A 14,982-nucleotide genomic window follows, 5' to 3' on the forward strand; every position below is an offset into this window, starting at 1 on the left:
CTTACTGATCCTTTTCCTTTCGCTCCCTGGTAATGAATTTCAAAGAAGTACCCCGGAATCCGAAGGCTTCCCTGATTTTATTCTCTATATACCTGGTGTAGGAAAAATGCATCAGTTCTTTGTCATTTACAAAGATGACAAATGTAGGCGGTTTTACTGAAACTTGGGTCATATAGTAAAGTTTAAGCCTTTTTCCCTTATCTGAAGGCGGCTGCTGAAGAGCAACTGCTTCTGTCAGGATTTCGTTAAGCACTCCCGTTGCAATTCTCATGGAACGGTTTTCTATTACCACGTCGATCACTTCGTAGAGCTTGTTAAGCCTCTGGCCTGTCAAAGCAGAAACGAATATGATTTCAGCATATGGCATGTAGGCAAGTACTTCCCTTACTTTATTTGTAAACTGGTATATTGTCTTGTCGTTCTTTTCAATGGCATCCCATTTGTTGACTGCGATTACGATACCCTTGCCTCTTTCATGGGCAATACCTGCAATTTTTGCATCCTGCTCGGTTATTCCTTCAACTGCATCAATCACAATGACAACTACGTCGGCACGTTCAACCGCCGATACCGTACGGATAATGCTGTAGCGTTCAAGCTCTTCCTTGATCTTGCTTTTACGCCTTAATCCTGCAGTATCGATAAAGATATATTCTCTGCCGTGATATTTGACTTCCGTATCTACGGCATCCCTTGTTGTTCCGGCGATGTCCGATACGATGACCCTGTTCTCTCCAAGAAGCTTATTGACGATCGAGGATTTTCCTACATTAGGCTTTCCAACAATCGCAATTCGCGGACGGTCGTCTTCTTCTTCCTGAAGCTGTTCAGGTTTGAAATGCTTCGTTATTTCATCAAGCATATCGCCGATTCCAAGACGCGAAGCCGCTGAAATAGGCACCGGTTCTCCGATTCCGAGGTTATAGAATTCATACACGTCCGGCATGAGCTTTTCGAAGCTGTCTACCTTGTTTACGACAAGGACAACCGGTTTATTCGATCTTCGGAGCATGTCTGCGACTTTTGCATCAGAATCTATAAGACCCTGTCTCACATCCGTCAGGAATACGATGACGTCAGCGGTTTCAATCGCGATCTCCGCCTGCTCCCTCATCTGTGAAAGGATTACATCCTTGCTTTCCGGCTCGATACCGCCCGTATCGATCAGCGTGAACTGCATATTGAGCCAGTTTACGTCTGCATAGATCCTGTCTCTTGTTACTCCCGGCGTATCCTTAACGATGGAAATCATTTCCCCCGCTAATGCGTTGAATAAAGTAGATTTTCCTACATTAGGACGGCCTACTATTGCTACTATTGGTTTACTCATGATATTTATACCATACCTTTCTGATTATCTCTTGAATGGTTTTTCTTCTAATTCAAAATTGCCCGTACTAAATTGTGCCCGCTTGATTTTACAATATCTGTCGAGACTTGTAAAGCCTTTTCAAGTTCCTCAAGGGTAACGTCGTCCAAAAACACGTCCTCCCCGCTCCTTAAAACATTGCATGGGAGCAGGAGTTTCGTTCCCAGTTCCTTTCCCTGAAGCTGTTCGATGAGATCTCCTCCCGTCAGCAGTCCCGATACCGTGATCCTGCTTCCGAAGAAGTTGTTTTCTATTCTATATAATTCCACCCTGACATTCGGAAACAGCTTCTGTATCTTTTCCAGGATTTCTCTGATGATATCGTATGCCAGAACTCCTGTAGCCAGTGAAACATGACGTTCCCTGTCGTCCCTTGCAAGGCCTGCAAGCTCTTCCTCCACCTCGTCCTTCAGAAGCCTTACCATGCCCACACCGTTTTCAAGTTGGCGGTATCCGTCATAGGTCTCTGCTTCCGGAACCTCCATTCCTGCCAGGATATACCATTCATCCCCTGCATGTATGAAATTCATTCCGTGTTCTTCCTTAAGCTTCTTCTGCCACCTGTGTATGAGTTCCAGAACCTCCACCGCATCTTCTTTTGTAAACGGCTCCAGAGGATACAGCCCGTCCCTGAATTTGGTAAGCCCTACCGGCACGATCGATACGCTCTGCAGGTTAGGGATGTATTTCGCCATGTCCCTTATACTCCTGTCAAGCTCTGCTCCGTCGTTAACGCCTTTGCAAAGGACAATCTGACCGTTCATGACCACTCCTGCCTCGTTGAGCCTGTCCACCTTCTTAAGCGCCTCTCCTGCGAAGCGGTTATTCAACATTTTGCATCTCAGTTCAGGATTGGTGGTATGGAAGGAAATATTGATCGGCGACAGCCGGTATTCGATGATCCTGTCAATATCCCGGTCGGACATGTTCGTAAGCGTGATATAGTTGCCCTGAAGGAAGGAAAGCCTCGAATCGTCATCCTTGAAATACAGGGTCTCCCTCATGCCTTCCGGCATCTGGTCAATAAAGCAGAACATGCACTTATTCCGGCAGGATTTATACTCGTCCATGAGGCCGTTTGCGAATTCAATGCCGAGATCCTCGTCGTAATCCTTTTCGATCTCCAGCTCCCACTCTTCGCCGTCCGCTTTCTGTACAAGGAGCAGAATGGTATCGTCATTGACCAGATACTGGTAATCAAATACATCTTCTATTTCTTTATTATTAATTGCAATCAGCCTGTCCCCCGGCGCCAGCTCCATCTCTTCTGCTATGCTGCCCGGCTGGATTTTCTGTATCACATGTCCTTTTTCTTTCATATATAGTGCTCCTATTTTCAAATTATTATCGTAACTTCTATTGCAGCGATTCGGAATCCCGCATCATTTTCATACCATCATTGCATAAAAATACAGCTTTTTCATGCTCCTAATTGCTGGTTCTGCAATTTATGTACGCTATCTGGAACAGATGAAACTCAATCCAGAATAGCCCGCTTATAATTATATAATACTAAAATAACACATAAAAAGCAAATGCAACTGTTCAGCTGCTGTCGCTGAAGGATGGCCTTTTTTATGGAAAAGATGCTTCTTTCCCTCCTAAAAGGAACTATAAAATGCAACTTTTATTTTTCTTTTGCTGTATATTCTTGACGTTCCCCTTTCATGATGTTATAAATTTATATGGAACATAAATATAAACAGTAAACATCGGAGGGCCATTATGCCAAATCTTGATCTTCTCAAAAACAAAATTCCAGTTGCACCGTTAAAGATTGCCGTGCTTGAAGGCAGCAGGGATCTTGCTGAAAAAGTAGACGAGTACATCGTTAATTTCAGAAAAACAAGCGACTTAGAACATAAATCGACACTTGCTTTCAAAGGCTACTCTGAAGATTCTTATATTGCGAAATCATCCTGTCCACGTTTTGGAACAGGCGAAGCAAAAGGTGTCTTCAACGAATCAGTCCGCGGAAACGATTTATTCATCATGGTTGATGTATGCAACTACAGCCTTACCTATTCCATCAACGGCCGCCAGAACCACATGTCCCCGGACGACCATTATCAGGATCTGAAACGTATTATTGCGGCAGCTACAGGAAAAGCACACCGCATCAATGTAATCATGCCTTTCTTATATGAAAGCAGACAGCACAAACGTACGAAACGCGAATCTCTTGACTGCGCCCTGGCGCTTCAGGAATTGGCTGATATGGGGGTTTCATCCATCATTACTTTTGATGCACATGATCCGCGTGTCCAGAACGCAATTCCGCTTCACGGATTCGATAATTTCGTGCCGGCTTACCAGCTTATGAAAGCCCTGCTTGGTGCCGAAAAGGACCTGAAGCTTGACAATGACCACCTCATGGTCATCAGCCCTGATGAAGGCGCTATGCACAGAGCGGTATATTTCGCCAATGTCCTCGGCGTCGATATGGGCATGTTCTATAAAAGAAGGGACTATTCTACCATCGTAAACGGCAAGAACCCGATCGTAGAGCATGAATTCCTTGGATCTTCTGTTGAAGGCAAGGATGTGATCATTCTGGATGACATGATTTCTTCCGGAGAAAGCATGTTTGACGTGGCAAGAGAGCTTAAGTCCCGGAAGGCGAACCGCGTTTTCATCTGTACGACGTTCGGCCTCTTTACGGACGGTCTGGAGAAATTCGACGAGTACTACGAGAGCGGCCTTATAAGCCGTGTCATCACCACGAACCTGATCTACCGGACTCCAGAGCTTCTCTCAAGGCCTTACTACCTTGAAGCGGATATGTCTAAATTCCTTGCGACTATCGTCAATTCGCTGAACCATGACACTTCAATCGGAGCCGTACTGAATCCAACGGATAAGATCCATACACTTCTCGAAAAATACAAAGCCGGAAAATACTAAGAAACCGAACTATACAAAAGCGTAAAAAACCGGAAGCCGCACCGTTTGCGTATGGCTTCCGGTTTTTTCATTTCATCAAAACGGTTATCCCGGATGGTGCGCACAGTCCGGTTTTTCTTCCTCTTTTTCCGTCCCCTTCAGGCACAGGAAGGCCGCCAGGTTGCCGCGCTTTCCTTTCGTCGCCCTGTGGGAAAAGAGAAGTTCCGGATTGCAGCAGGTGCATAGATCAGTAACGCTGATCTTCTCCGGTCTGATTCCCGCCTCCAGCATTATCATTTCATTTGCCTTCCATAAATCCAGCTGATATTTCCCATTTCCCTTATGTGTCAGAATAAGACTGCACTGTTCCTCCGTAAAGGCATCTCTGAAGGCTTCTGCCACGTCCTCGCTGACCTCATAGCAGTCCGCACATATAGAAGGCCCTATGGCCGCTATGAGGTCTTCCGGAGCCGTACCGAACTCCCTTGTCATGGCTTCCACTGTCCTTTTCCCAATTTTCCCTACAGTACCCTTCCATCCCGAATGGGCAAGGCCTATGGCTTTCCTGACCGGATCCACAAAAAAGAGGGGAACGCAGTCCGCATAGAACGTGACAAGGGGCAGCTCAGGCACATCCGTAATAAGCCCGTCTATCCCCTCATAATCCGGATTCCTTACAATTCCCTTTCCCCTGTCTTCCAGAGTCGCTTTCCTTATTTCCGTGAGATGGACCTGGTCCGAAAATACCAGGTCTCTCCATTCCATGCCCAGGGCTTCCGAAATACGCCTGAAATTCTCCCTGACGTCATCTTCCTGGTCCCCTCTTGAAAAACTCAGGTTCATGGTGCTCCATATTCCCCTGCTGACCCCTCCGAGCCTGGTGGAGAAGCCGTGCTTTACCGCACCTGATTCCTCTATGTCCGGAAACACAAGGAAGGGGACCTCCTTTTCTATTCTTAATTCCATATGTTTTCCGCCTTCTTTGCGGCTGAATTCCATGTCACCCATTATTAACCCTCCCTTTATGCATGATCAAATGCATTTTTTATGACTTTTATATCCGCTCCCTGTATCAGTACCGCATCAAATCTGTATGGCCTGTCTGCCCTTAATCCGTGGGAATAGATATAGAAATCCGCGACCCGGCTGATCGTCTGCTGTTTTCTCCAGTTGATGGATTCTTCCGGGGTTCCTTTTTTCGTGGTTGACCGGTATTTGACCTCAACAAATACCAGATACCCCTCATGCCGTGCTATGATATCGATTTCTCCGCTGCGGCACCGGAAATTTCTCTCTTCTATTTTGTAACCCAGCCCTTCAAGATATTCCACGGCCATTTCCTCATAGCCGTTCCCAACTGTCCTCTTATTTATCACTTAGCTTGCCCCTTATCCTGTCCATATCATCAACAAATACGAGTATTTCCGCAACGGCCTCATAAAGCTCCGGCGGAATCAAATCTCCTATTTCAAGTTTCCCTAGCGTTTTTGCAAGTTTTTCGTCCTTGTGTAGCGGAACGTTCTCTTCCCTTGCCTTCTCGATGATCTTGTCAGCAAGGATCCCCCGTCCTGCTGCTATGATTTTGGGAGCCTGATCATCGGGATCATACCCCAGGGCAACTGCCTGCCTGGTTTTTCCTTGTCCCGTGCTGACGCTTTCCACCTGACTGCCCCATCCTTCAAAGCTTCTTTTTCCTGCCTTTTCCTTCATATGCTCACATCCTTACATCAAAGGCGTATTTTTTCATGCTGCCCTCTCCACAGCAGAGATCCAGAAATTCTTCTCTGTAATCGGCTGTCTTATCCCTTGTCTCCACGCTGAAGTCTGTATGGTATCCCTTTGCTTCCAGGCGGCCTTCAAGCTGCCCAATGCTTTCCTTCACGATCCTTGCAGATTCACCGTCCTCAAAAGAAAATCTCATGTTCATGTTTTTCCCCGACATCTGAACATGGATATCGACAGACCCCAGAGCATCCATGTCCAGATGGAGCAGAATGCTTATATCTCCATCTCCCTGGGCCAGCTTTTTCTTGTCCGTATAGACGTAAAGCTCGCTGTGGACAGTCTGGTTTCTGAGCCTTAGGGGAATCTGTATGTAGGCGAAAAGCTGGTTCAGCTGGTTCATGAAATCCAGGTTGTCCCTGAGGCTCCCGGCCTGTTTGGCAATCTCACGTGCCGGCCCCCCTGCCTGGTCCATGACCAGGTTCAGGCTTTTCGTCTGCCGGTCCAGTCTGTCATAGAGTTCTTCCAGGCCCTTCTCGTCTGCTATCTCTCCGGGACTTACAAGCCATGACGACCTGATGCCTTCCTTGAGCAGTTTTGCATATTCCGGGCTTCCGAACAGGTTCTCAAGCACCATTTTCATGGCCGTTTCTGATTCCGCCTGTCCGGATTGCCACTTTTGACAGGAAGCTTTCAGGATCGTCAGCAGTTCTTTTTCCGAAATGCCGCCGCCTGCAACCCGTTCCCGTATGCCTTCCGGTACTCCAAGCGTTTCAAGCCTCCCAGCCAGCGTTTCCCTTTCCGATGGTTCCAGAAATCTTCCCAGGCCCGTTTCAGCGCCTGCTTTCTTCCATGATTCTGCTTCATTCTCCGGAAGGAAGGATCCTCCAAAAATATCGAGAATCTTACTGTTCATTTCTATCATGCCAGCCTGGTTGCTGCCGCTTCCATCAAAACTGCCGCCAGCCCCCATGCTTTCAAGCATTTCCGGAATTTTTCCCGCCAGATTTTCTATCTCCATCGCAATCCTGTGCTCATAATTCCTGTATCGTTCAAAAGACTCCAGATTCTTCCCTGTCACCGGCAGGCCCAATTTCCGGACTGAAACTATACTGTTTACATCAGAATCAGGAAATCCGGAAACAGATCTGTGCATTTCCTGCACAGCGCGCATGTCGACCGGCATCTTCTTTTCCATCATGGCTTTTGCCATTTCCAGAGCCCTTTCGCCTGAAGGTATGCCGGCAGCCTCCAAAACCCGCATAAAAGCTGAATTATTCGTCCTGTAGTCTGCGACCGGGCTGATCACGATCTGCTCCCTGCTGCTCTGTTTCACCTGAAAGGATATCCGCTGTCCTATATACAGATCGACAGCTCCTTCCAGCCTTGCACTGATGGTTCTTCCGCCTTCCATGGCTATAACCACACTGTTATTGAGAATATCGATAACCTCGCCTGCAAAAATCTTGTCTGCGGCCAGCCCGTTCATGACGCCAGAGCTCTCCCTGCCGCCCGAAACCTGTTGTTCTGCAGGCTTAAATAAATTCATTATTCTGCTATACTCTATATTCATGCTGCTCTCTCCATCTGGCTGACTCCGCGCATCTATGCCCTCCCTGGCATACATGCACCTGTCTTTACTGCTTTGGCACCTGTCTTTATGGCTTTGACACCTGTCTTTACTGCTTTGGCATCCTCTTTCGCCTAAAGACAATGCTAACCCCTTAGGATTAGCATTGTCCGGCAGAACTGAGCCCTGCCATGTATTCAATTAATAAAATCCGGATCCTGGATCAAAAAAGGGATGCTCAAAGATTTTTTAAAAATGTGTTCCTGTGTATGGGTGATGGCCCGTGTACCCTGATGGCCTCCATGTGTGCCTGGGATCCATATCCCTTGTGGTCCCTGAATCCATATTCCGGCATGATTTCGTCATACTGCTTCATGAGGCGGTCTCTTGTCACCTTAGCGATTATGCTGGCCGCCGCTATGGAAATGCTCTTTGCATCGCCTTTTATGATCGGCACCTGCAAAATCTCGATTCCCGGTATGGTAACTGCGTCATTCAATAATATATCGGGCTGAACGCCAAGTTCCTTAAGGGCATTTTTCATGGCTTCATAGGTCGCCTGCAAAATGTTGATCTCATCAATCCTCTGGGGGCTGGCATATCCCACCCCTACAGCAACAGCCTTTTCCATAATGATGTCATACAATTCTTCACGCTTTTTTTCGCTGAGCTTCTTGGAATCGTTGATGTAAAGTATATCACAGTCCTCTGGAAGTATGACGGCTCCGGCAACAACAGGCCCTGCAAGGGGACCTCTTCCCGCTTCGTCGATGCCGCATATATAGCGGTATTCTCCGTATTTCCTCTCATACTCCTTCATGCAGTCGATCCTGTGTTTTTCCTCTTCTAATCTGAGCAGCTGTTTCTGGCATGCGCTTATGATGGATTTGACTCCTGCCCTGCCATCCGCTTCATATTCTGCTATCAGATCCGGAAACCTCTCAATCCCCGCTTCCTGAAATTCTTTTTTTATTTCGCTGATTTTCTTTTCCATACCTATCACTCTACTGGTGTTTTAAAATTCCGATTCCTTCAATCGGCCATATCCTGAGCCATGCACGTCCGATTATGTCTTCGCGGTTTACGTTTCCGACCCTGTCATCCCTGCTGTCCGAGCTTTCATTCCTGTTATCTCCCAGAACAAAATACTCATCCTTTCCAAGCTCTATCGGTTCGCCTGCAGCTCCGGCCGATTTCATCACTTCCCTGCCGTAGGACTCTTCCAGTTCCTTTCCATCAATATATATGACGCCATCTTTAATCTGAACCGTTTCGCCCGGAAGGCCGATAATCCTTTTGATATAATAGATATCCCCCCCATGTTCGAAAGGAAATACTATAATATCAAATCGTTCAGGTTCGGAAAACCTGTATGAAATCTTGTCTACGATCAGGTTATCCTTATCGCTGAGCGTGTATTCCATTGAGGATCCGCTTACCTGGGTCCTCTGCCCGACATAGGTTACGACAATCCATGTCAGAACAAGGACGATGCCCAGATAAAGCACCATGCTGAAAAGTTCCCTGAATACTCCGCCGACAGACATCTTTTCGGCATTTTTCCCTGCTTCCCCGTAATTCTCATCGTTTTTCTTCTTATTCATATCGTGACCCCCTGTATATCCTTTTACTATAGAACCCGATGACTGGACAACTACTGATTCTCTGTTTCCGCTGCTTCAACCGGTGGAAATTCCAAAGTGATTTTTCCAAGATTTCCGCTTCTGAAATCATCAATCAGTATGCCTGCGGCCTTGGAAGTGTCAAGCAGGTTGCCCTTAAGCCTGCAATGTCTGCTTTCGGCTATTCCATTCAAAATTTCGAGTGGTTCCGTTTCTTCATCTATGCCGTACCTCTTCTCCAGGGTACCTTTATACGACGCAAGAAGAAACTTGACAAGTTCAAATGCAAGTTCTTCAAGGTTTATGATATCATCTTTGATTGATCCGATAAAAGCCAGCCTCAGGCCTACTAACTGATCTTCGAATTTTGGCCAGAGAATACCCGGCGTATCCAGAAGCTCCAGGTTCTTATTCAGTTTGATCCACTGCTTTCCTTTTGTAACACCGGGCTTGTTTCCTGTCTTTGCGCATGCTCTTCCTGCATAGGAATTGATGAAAGTAGACTTGCCTACATTGGGAATGCCTACAACCATAGCCCTGACCGGCCTGTTCAGGATTCCCTTCCTCTTATCTCTCGCAATCTTTTCCTTGCAGGCTTCCTGGATGACTCCGTTTATGGATTTTAAGCCGTTTCCGGTTTTTGAGTTCACTTTGACTACAAAAAAACCCTTCTTCTGGAAATATTCCGCCCACATATCATTATATTTATCACTTGCAAGATCTGCTTTGTTCAGAAGTATCAGCCTTGCCTTGTTTTTTCCTAATTCATCTATATCAGGATTACGGCTGCTCAAAGGAATCCTTGCGTCCACAAGCTCTATTACCAGATCGATAAGCTTGATGTCCTCTTTCATCATCCTTTTTGCTTTTGTCATATGTCCCGGGTACCATTGAAAATTCATATTATTTCCTCTCTATCTGTAAAGCCGGTTTTCCAGTATTATACTACCTGCTTAATAATCCAAAATCAGAATACGGCGCAACCCTGAACCAGGCCTTGCCTCTTATATCCTTTATGTCTACATTTCCTATGTTTGCATATCTGCTGTCTTCACTGTTATTCCTGTTATCTCCGAGAACAAAGTATTCGTTTTTTTCAAGCCTGACTGGTTCTTCTGCAGTACCAGGCTTCAGAATCTCTTCTGCCTCTGTCTCCTCTTCCAGCACTTCGCCGTCAATATAGATTTCACCATCTTTGATCTGCACAGTTTCACCAGGCAGTCCGATTACCCGTTTCACGTAAAAATGCGAGCTCTCATTGCCATTCGGCTTAAATACTACTATATCAAACCTTTTAGGAGTTCCAAACTTATATATCATCCTGTTGATCAGGATCTTATCTCCGTCAGCCAGGGTTGGCGACATGGACGGTCCAATCATGCTGGTCTTTTCGCCGAAAAACTGCACGATAACAGCGGCTGTCAGAATAACCACCAGGATATCGAAAACCCATCCCAGTATGCTTTTTAGCAGCCCTGCATTTATCTTTTTCTTCTTTTTATAAAATCTAAGTTCACCCATATGCGATGTCCCCGCCAAATCAATAGTCTGAAAACGAAGGATGTCCGGCTGGTAATCTGCCGGCTGCCCTCACGAATATGACAAAAAAGGGACAACATATAATCTATTGTCCCCTTTGTTGCTATCTAGTACATATCCTACGAGAATCCTCGTATTATTTTACTAATTCTTTAACTTTTGCTCTCTTACCTACGCGGTCTCTTAAGTAGAACAGTTTCGCTCTTCTTACTTTACCTCTTCTGATAACTTCGATTTTCTCTACGTTAGGAGAATGTAATGGCCATGTTCTTTCAACGCCGATTCCGTTAGAGCTCTTTCTTACTGTGAAAGTTTCTCTTGAGCTTCCGCCCTGTCTTTTGATAACAGTTCCTTCGAAGATCTGGATTCTTTCGCGGTTTCCTTCTTTTACTTTAGCGTGTACTTTTACAGTATCACCAACATTAAAGCTATCTACTGATGCTTTAACCTGTTCTGCTTCGATTTTTTTAATGATATCGTTCATCTGTGTGACCTCCTTGATATTTTGGATGTTCTTAATACGATCTGTAACAGAGGACCATCTCTTTCTTCTCACAACAACTTACTTTAGCATAGTTTCGATATTTTGGCAAGCATTTTCCAAATATTCAACATCTTTTTTTGTAAGTTTTGCTTCTTTCAAAAGATCAGGCCTTCTTTCCGCAGTCCTGATCAGGGACTGCTGCCGTCTCCATTTTTCAACGTTTCCGTGGTGTCCCGAAAGAAGAACCTCCGGAACCTTTTTCCCATGCCATTCTTCCGGGCGGCTGTACTGCGGGTATTCCAGCAGGTTGTCATAAAAAGATTCAAACTCTGCAGAAACATCGTTGTTGAGCACGCCCGGTACCAGCCTGGAAATAGCATCTATCATTACCATGGCAGGCAGCTCGCCGCCTGTCAGAACGTAATCGCCGATTGAGATATTATCTGTGACCACTTCTTCCAGAACCCTTTCGTCAATCCCTTCGTAATGCCCGCAAAGAAACACAAGATCCTCCTCGCCTGCCAGTTCTTCTGCCACCGCCTGGCTGAACACCCTTCCCTGGGGAGTGAGGTAGACTACCCTCGGCCTGCGTCCGATCTGCTCTCTGACAGTCTCATATGCCCTGTATACCGGCTCTGCCTGCATGACCATTCCGGCGCCTCCGCCATAGGGATAATCATCCACCCGCTTATGCTTGTTTACTGAAAAACCCCTGATATCAACTGCATTCAGCGAAATCAGCCCTTTCTCAATGGCTCTGCCGATAATGCTGGTATTCAGTCCGTTCTCTATCATCTCGGGAAATAAAGTCAATACATGGTAGTTCATCAGTCCAACAGTCCTTCCATCAAATGTATCTTCATTCGGCGGCCTGCCACATCCACTTCCAGGACACATTCCTTTATGGCCGGAACCAGAACTTCTTTCTTGTCCTTTGTCTCAATGACATATACATCATTGGCGCCTGTCTCCAGAACGTCCGCAAGCACCCCGAATTCCTGTCCGTCATCTGTAAATACAGCGATTCCGATGATATCAGCGACAAAATATTCGTCTTTTTCAAGCTTTACGGCATCAGTCCGCGTCACCAGAAGGCTTTTTCCTTTATACTTCTCAATATCATTTATATTATCAATTCCCTTGAATTTCAGGATTGCGAACTGTTTAAAAAACTTTACGCCCTCAATTTCAAGTTCCATCTTTTCTTTTCCAGTATCCAGTATTACTTTCTTCAGTTTCTTAAATCTGTTAACATCATCTGTCGTAGGGTATACCTTTACTTCGCCACGTATTCCGTGGGTTGAAGAAATTATGCCTACCTGCAATAAGTCTTCCATATTCATTATAATCTCTCCCGTCATGCGTCTTTTACATAATTGGCAGCAATTCCAGCCAACTGCCGTAACTGCTGATTTGATATAAACAAACCCGGCGTCAGATTATTACTACCTTACGTCGGGTTTATATACATCTTTCAGGACTTACGTCCCAAAACATATTACTGCATGATTTCTACAATAACTTTTTTGTCATCTTTAGATGCTGCTGCCTTTACAACAGAACGGATCGCTTTCGCAATACGGCCCTGCTTTCCTATTACCTTGCCCATATCAGACTGGGCTACGCGCAATTCAACAAGAACACCTTTTTCTGTTTCTGTTTCTGTTACAACAACTTCATCCGGATAATCGACTAGTGATTTTGCAATTACTTCTACTAAATCCTTCATTACTTCACCTCCACTAGTTTTCCGGTCTTATTTTTCGATACCAGCTGTTTTGAAGATTTTGCCAACTACATCTGTAGGCTGAGCTCCGACTGAAAGCCATTTTTTAGCGAGTTCTTCATTAACCTTGATTGCACTTGGGTTTTTAGTTGGATCATAAGTACCGATTTCTTCGATGAACTTACCATCTCTTGGTGATCTAGAATCAGAAACTACTATTCTATAAAAAGGAGCCTTTTTCTGTCCCATTCTTTTTAATCTGATTTTTACTGCCATTACATTTCACCTCCTTAAGGATTTCATAATATACAATATCATTTGAATTTTCAAATTAATTGTTGAAAATATTTATGTTAAAAAGGAAGTTTGAACTTGCCTTTTTTACCACCTTTACCGCCCATAAGTCCGGGCATCTGCTTCATCATTTTTCTTGTCTGTTCAAACTGTTTAACCAGTTTGTTTACCTCGCTGATGTCAACGCCGGCACCTTTTGCGATCCTGTTCTTTCTTGAAGGATTCAGTATGTCCGGATTCGTGCGTTCCTTCGGAGTCATGGAGAGGATGATTGCTTCAACCTTGTCCATTGCGCCATCGTCGATTGCATCCAGATTCTTCATCTGCGCGCCCATTCCCGGCATCATGCCGAGGATGTCCTTCAGGCCGCCCATTTTCTTGATCTGATTCATCTGATCAAGAAAATCATCAAAACCGAACTGGGCTTTTCTTAATTTCTGTTCAAGTTCCCTGGCTTTGTCTTTGTCGACTTCTGACTCTGCTTTTTCAATCAATGTCAGAATGTCTCCCATGCCAAGTATTCTCGAAGCCATTCTGTCAGGATAAAACTGCTCCAGATCAGAGAGTTTTTCTCCCATACCAATATATAGGATAGGCTTTCCTGTGACCGCCCTGATTGAAAGAGCTGCACCGCCTCTTGTATCGCCATCTAACTTTGTAAGTACGACGCCGTCTATTCCGACTTTGTCATTGAACATTCCTGCGACATTGACTGCATCCTGTCCCGTCATTGCATCGACTACCAGTATCGTCTGGTCTACGTTGACGTTTTCCTTGATTTCGATAAGTTCATTCATCATGTCCTCATCTATGTGGAGACGTCCCGCTGTATCGATGATTACCACATTAAAGCCGTTCTTTCCTGCATGCTCGACTGCTGCCTTAACGATATTAACCGGCTTGTGGCTTGTTCCCATTGCAAAAACTTCAACGCCCTGTTTCTGTCCGTTTATCTGGAGCTGCTGTATCGCTGCCGGCCTGTAAATGTCACAGGCTGCCAGAAGGGGCTTCCTGCCTTTCGACTTCAGCTTCCCTGCAATCTTTGCAATCGTGGTGGTCTTACCTGCACCCTGGAGTCCGGCCATCATGATGACCGTAATCTCATTGGAAGGTTTGAGCTTGATTTCCGTTGTTTCGGAACCCATCAGCCTTACCATTTCCTCATTTACTATCTTTATAACCATCTGTCCCGGTGTCAGGCTTGACATAACATCCTGTCCTACCGCCCTGTCCTGAACAGCCTTTATAAACTCTTTTACAACCTTGAAGCTTACATCTGCTTCTAAAAGCGCCATCTTGACTTCCTTCAATGCAGCTTTTACATCATCTTCAGTAAGTCGTCCTTTGCTTCTTAAGTTTTTAAATACATTCTGCAGCTTTTCGGATAAGCTTTCAAAAGCCATGCTTATACCTCCTGATTTTATAGTTCTTCGAGTATCTCGTTTGAAATCTGTTCTATCTGCGCGATCAACTCTTCTTTTTCAACAGTTCTATATTCTTTAATCAGCAGATTGATCCTGTTTACTTTTTCCTTTGTACTCAGAAACTTTTCTACAAGATGGAGTTTGTTTTCATAATCCGCCAATATCTTATTGCATCTTTTTACCAGATCGTGTACGCCCTGTCTGCTTATTCCCTGATCTTCTGCAATCTCGCTCAAAGACAGATCATTAAGCACTATGTCCTCATAAATCTGTTTCTGGTGACTTGTCAGGAGTTCACCATAAAAATCATATAACAAAGCTTGTTCAGCTATTCTTTCCATCGCCATCA

The 14,982-nt window shown here is 45.2% G+C and carries 18 protein-coding genes; 1 reads left to right on the top strand and 17 read right to left on the bottom strand.

The window, feature by feature from the left end; translation table 11 throughout:
* Position 1 precedes the first annotated feature (1 nt).
* Both der and BJR36_RS02715 read right to left on the bottom strand, forming a co-directional pair.
* Positions 2–1,330: a ribosome biogenesis GTPase Der gene (gene der / locus BJR36_RS02710; protein ID WP_091229692.1), complete on the bottom strand. Its 1,329-nt coding sequence runs from the start codon at positions 1,328–1,330 to the stop codon at positions 2–4.
* Positions 1,331–1,377: 47 nt separating this feature from the next.
* Positions 1,378–2,688, bottom strand: a complete 1,311-nt coding sequence (locus BJR36_RS02715) for a DUF512 domain-containing protein (protein ID WP_091229694.1) — start codon at positions 2,686–2,688, stop codon at positions 1,378–1,380.
* A gap of 406 nt (positions 2,689–3,094) precedes the next feature.
* Between BJR36_RS02715 and BJR36_RS02720 the strand changes: the two genes are divergently transcribed.
* Positions 3,095–4,273 (top strand): ribose-phosphate pyrophosphokinase, encoded by a 1,179-nt coding sequence (locus BJR36_RS02720; protein ID WP_091229697.1) that lies wholly within the window; start codon positions 3,095–3,097, stop codon positions 4,271–4,273.
* An 84-nt stretch (positions 4,274–4,357) separates the two neighbouring features.
* Here BJR36_RS02720 and pgeF read toward each other — a convergent pair whose 3' ends face one another.
* From pgeF to ylxM, 15 genes are all read right to left on the bottom strand, one after another.
* A complete protein-coding gene (gene pgeF / locus BJR36_RS02725) occupies positions 4,358–5,251 on the bottom strand; it encodes a peptidoglycan editing factor PgeF (RefSeq protein WP_242875435.1) in 894 nt (297 codons plus the stop codon).
* Between the two features lie 23 nt (positions 5,252–5,274).
* Entirely contained in the window at positions 5,275–5,625 is a 351-nt protein-coding gene (locus BJR36_RS02730) for a YraN family protein (RefSeq protein ID WP_091229941.1), read from the bottom strand.
* Complete coding sequence (locus BJR36_RS02735; protein WP_091229704.1) at positions 5,618–5,962, bottom strand: EscU/YscU/HrcU family type III secretion system export apparatus switch protein; 345 nt, start codon at positions 5,960–5,962, stop codon at positions 5,618–5,620. Before BJR36_RS02735 ends, BJR36_RS02730 begins: the two co-directional genes overlap by 8 nt.
* Positions 5,963–5,966: 4 nt before the next feature.
* Positions 5,967–7,523: a flagellar hook-length control protein FliK gene (fliK, locus tag BJR36_RS02740; protein ID WP_207648803.1), complete on the bottom strand. Its 1,557-nt coding sequence runs from the start codon at positions 7,521–7,523 to the stop codon at positions 5,967–5,969.
* A gap of 259 nt (positions 7,524–7,782) precedes the next feature.
* The gene (locus tag BJR36_RS02745; protein ID WP_091229711.1) at positions 7,783–8,538 is read right to left on the bottom strand and encodes a ribonuclease HII; all 756 of its coding nucleotides are present in this window, start codon (positions 8,536–8,538) and stop codon (positions 7,783–7,785) included.
* A 10-nt stretch (positions 8,539–8,548) separates the two neighbouring features.
* Positions 8,549–9,148, bottom strand: coding sequence for a signal peptidase I (lepB, locus tag BJR36_RS02750; RefSeq protein ID WP_330387793.1), 600 nt, complete (start codon positions 9,146–9,148; stop codon positions 8,549–8,551).
* Between the two features lie 50 nt (positions 9,149–9,198).
* Entirely contained in the window at positions 9,199–10,068 is an 870-nt protein-coding gene (ylqF, locus tag BJR36_RS02755; RefSeq protein WP_091229713.1) for a ribosome biogenesis GTPase YlqF, read from the bottom strand.
* A gap of 43 nt (positions 10,069–10,111) precedes the next feature.
* Entirely contained in the window at positions 10,112–10,687 is a 576-nt protein-coding gene (gene lepB / locus BJR36_RS02760) for a signal peptidase I (RefSeq protein WP_091229716.1), read from the bottom strand.
* Between the two features lie 154 nt (positions 10,688–10,841).
* A complete protein-coding gene (rplS, locus tag BJR36_RS02765; protein WP_091229719.1) occupies positions 10,842–11,189 on the bottom strand; it encodes a 50S ribosomal protein L19 in 348 nt (115 codons plus the stop codon).
* Between the two features lie 78 nt (positions 11,190–11,267).
* The gene (gene trmD / locus BJR36_RS02770) at positions 11,268–12,017 is read right to left on the bottom strand and encodes a tRNA (guanosine(37)-N1)-methyltransferase TrmD (RefSeq protein WP_091229722.1); all 750 of its coding nucleotides are present in this window, start codon (positions 12,015–12,017) and stop codon (positions 11,268–11,270) included.
* Entirely contained in the window at positions 12,017–12,526 is a 510-nt protein-coding gene (gene rimM, locus BJR36_RS02775) for a ribosome maturation factor RimM (RefSeq protein WP_091229946.1), read from the bottom strand. The genes trmD and rimM overlap by 1 nt, the downstream gene beginning before the upstream one ends.
* Before the next feature lie 161 nt (positions 12,527–12,687).
* On the bottom strand, positions 12,688–12,918 hold the full coding sequence (locus tag BJR36_RS02780; protein ID WP_091229725.1) for a KH domain-containing protein: 231 nt from the start codon (positions 12,916–12,918) through the stop codon (positions 12,688–12,690).
* Between the two features lie 27 nt (positions 12,919–12,945).
* Entirely contained in the window at positions 12,946–13,191 is a 246-nt protein-coding gene (rpsP, locus tag BJR36_RS02785) for a 30S ribosomal protein S16 (protein WP_091229729.1), read from the bottom strand.
* A gap of 77 nt (positions 13,192–13,268) precedes the next feature.
* Positions 13,269–14,612, bottom strand: a complete 1,344-nt coding sequence (ffh, locus tag BJR36_RS02790) for a signal recognition particle protein (protein ID WP_091229732.1) — start codon at positions 14,610–14,612, stop codon at positions 13,269–13,271.
* 17 nt (positions 14,613–14,629) lie between these two features.
* Positions 14,630–14,974, bottom strand: a complete 345-nt coding sequence (gene ylxM / locus BJR36_RS02795; protein ID WP_091229948.1) for a YlxM family DNA-binding protein — start codon at positions 14,972–14,974, stop codon at positions 14,630–14,632.
* Between the last annotated feature and the right edge of the window lie 8 nt (positions 14,975–14,982).

The organism is Anaerobium acetethylicum (genome assembly GCF_900096945.1).
In the GTDB taxonomy this organism is placed as follows: Bacteria; Bacillota; Clostridia; order Lachnospirales; family Lachnospiraceae; genus Anaerobium; species Anaerobium acetethylicum.

What these genes read in the sequence shown, in the direction of transcription:
- der (WP_091229692.1), bottom strand. Translation starts at nt 1,330, where the DNA reads ATGAGTAAACCAATAGTAGCAATAGTAGGCCGTCCTAATGTAGGAAAA.
- BJR36_RS02715 (WP_091229694.1), bottom strand. Translation starts at nt 2,688, where the DNA reads ATGAAAGAAAAAGGACATGTGATACAGAAAATCCAGCCGGGCAGCATA.
- BJR36_RS02720 (WP_091229697.1), top strand. Translation starts at nt 3,095, where the DNA reads ATGCCAAATCTTGATCTTCTCAAAAACAAAATTCCAGTTGCACCGTTA.
- pgeF (WP_242875435.1), bottom strand. Translation starts at nt 5,251, where the DNA reads ATGGAATTCAGCCGCAAAGAAGGCGGAAAACATATGGAATTAAGAATA.
- BJR36_RS02735 (WP_091229704.1), bottom strand. Translation starts at nt 5,962, where the DNA reads ATGAAGGAAAAGGCAGGAAAAAGAAGCTTTGAAGGATGGGGCAGTCAG.
- fliK (WP_207648803.1), bottom strand. Translation starts at nt 7,523, where the DNA reads ATGAATTTATTTAAGCCTGCAGAACAACAGGTTTCGGGCGGCAGGGAG.
- BJR36_RS02745 (WP_091229711.1), bottom strand. Translation starts at nt 8,538, where the DNA reads ATGGAAAAGAAAATCAGCGAAATAAAAAAAGAATTTCAGGAAGCGGGG.
- lepB (WP_330387793.1), bottom strand. Translation starts at nt 9,148, where the DNA reads ATGAATAAGAAGAAAAACGATGAGAATTACGGGGAAGCAGGGAAAAAT.
- ylqF (WP_091229713.1), bottom strand. Translation starts at nt 10,068, where the DNA reads ATGAATTTTCAATGGTACCCGGGACATATGACAAAAGCAAAAAGGATG.
- lepB (WP_091229716.1), bottom strand. Translation starts at nt 10,687, where the DNA reads ATGGGTGAACTTAGATTTTATAAAAAGAAGAAAAAGATAAATGCAGGG.
- rplS (WP_091229719.1), bottom strand. Translation starts at nt 11,189, where the DNA reads ATGAACGATATCATTAAAAAAATCGAAGCAGAACAGGTTAAAGCATCA.
- trmD (WP_091229722.1), bottom strand. Translation starts at nt 12,017, where the DNA reads ATGAACTACCATGTATTGACTTTATTTCCCGAGATGATAGAGAACGGA.
- rimM (WP_091229946.1), bottom strand. Translation starts at nt 12,526, where the DNA reads ATGGAAGACTTATTGCAGGTAGGCATAATTTCTTCAACCCACGGAATA.
- BJR36_RS02780 (WP_091229725.1), bottom strand. Translation starts at nt 12,918, where the DNA reads ATGAAGGATTTAGTAGAAGTAATTGCAAAATCACTAGTCGATTATCCG.
- rpsP (WP_091229729.1), bottom strand. Translation starts at nt 13,191, where the DNA reads ATGGCAGTAAAAATCAGATTAAAAAGAATGGGACAGAAAAAGGCTCCT.
- ffh (WP_091229732.1), bottom strand. Translation starts at nt 14,612, where the DNA reads ATGGCTTTTGAAAGCTTATCCGAAAAGCTGCAGAATGTATTTAAAAAC.
- ylxM (WP_091229948.1), bottom strand. Translation starts at nt 14,974, where the DNA reads ATGGAAAGAATAGCTGAACAAGCTTTGTTATATGATTTTTATGGTGAA.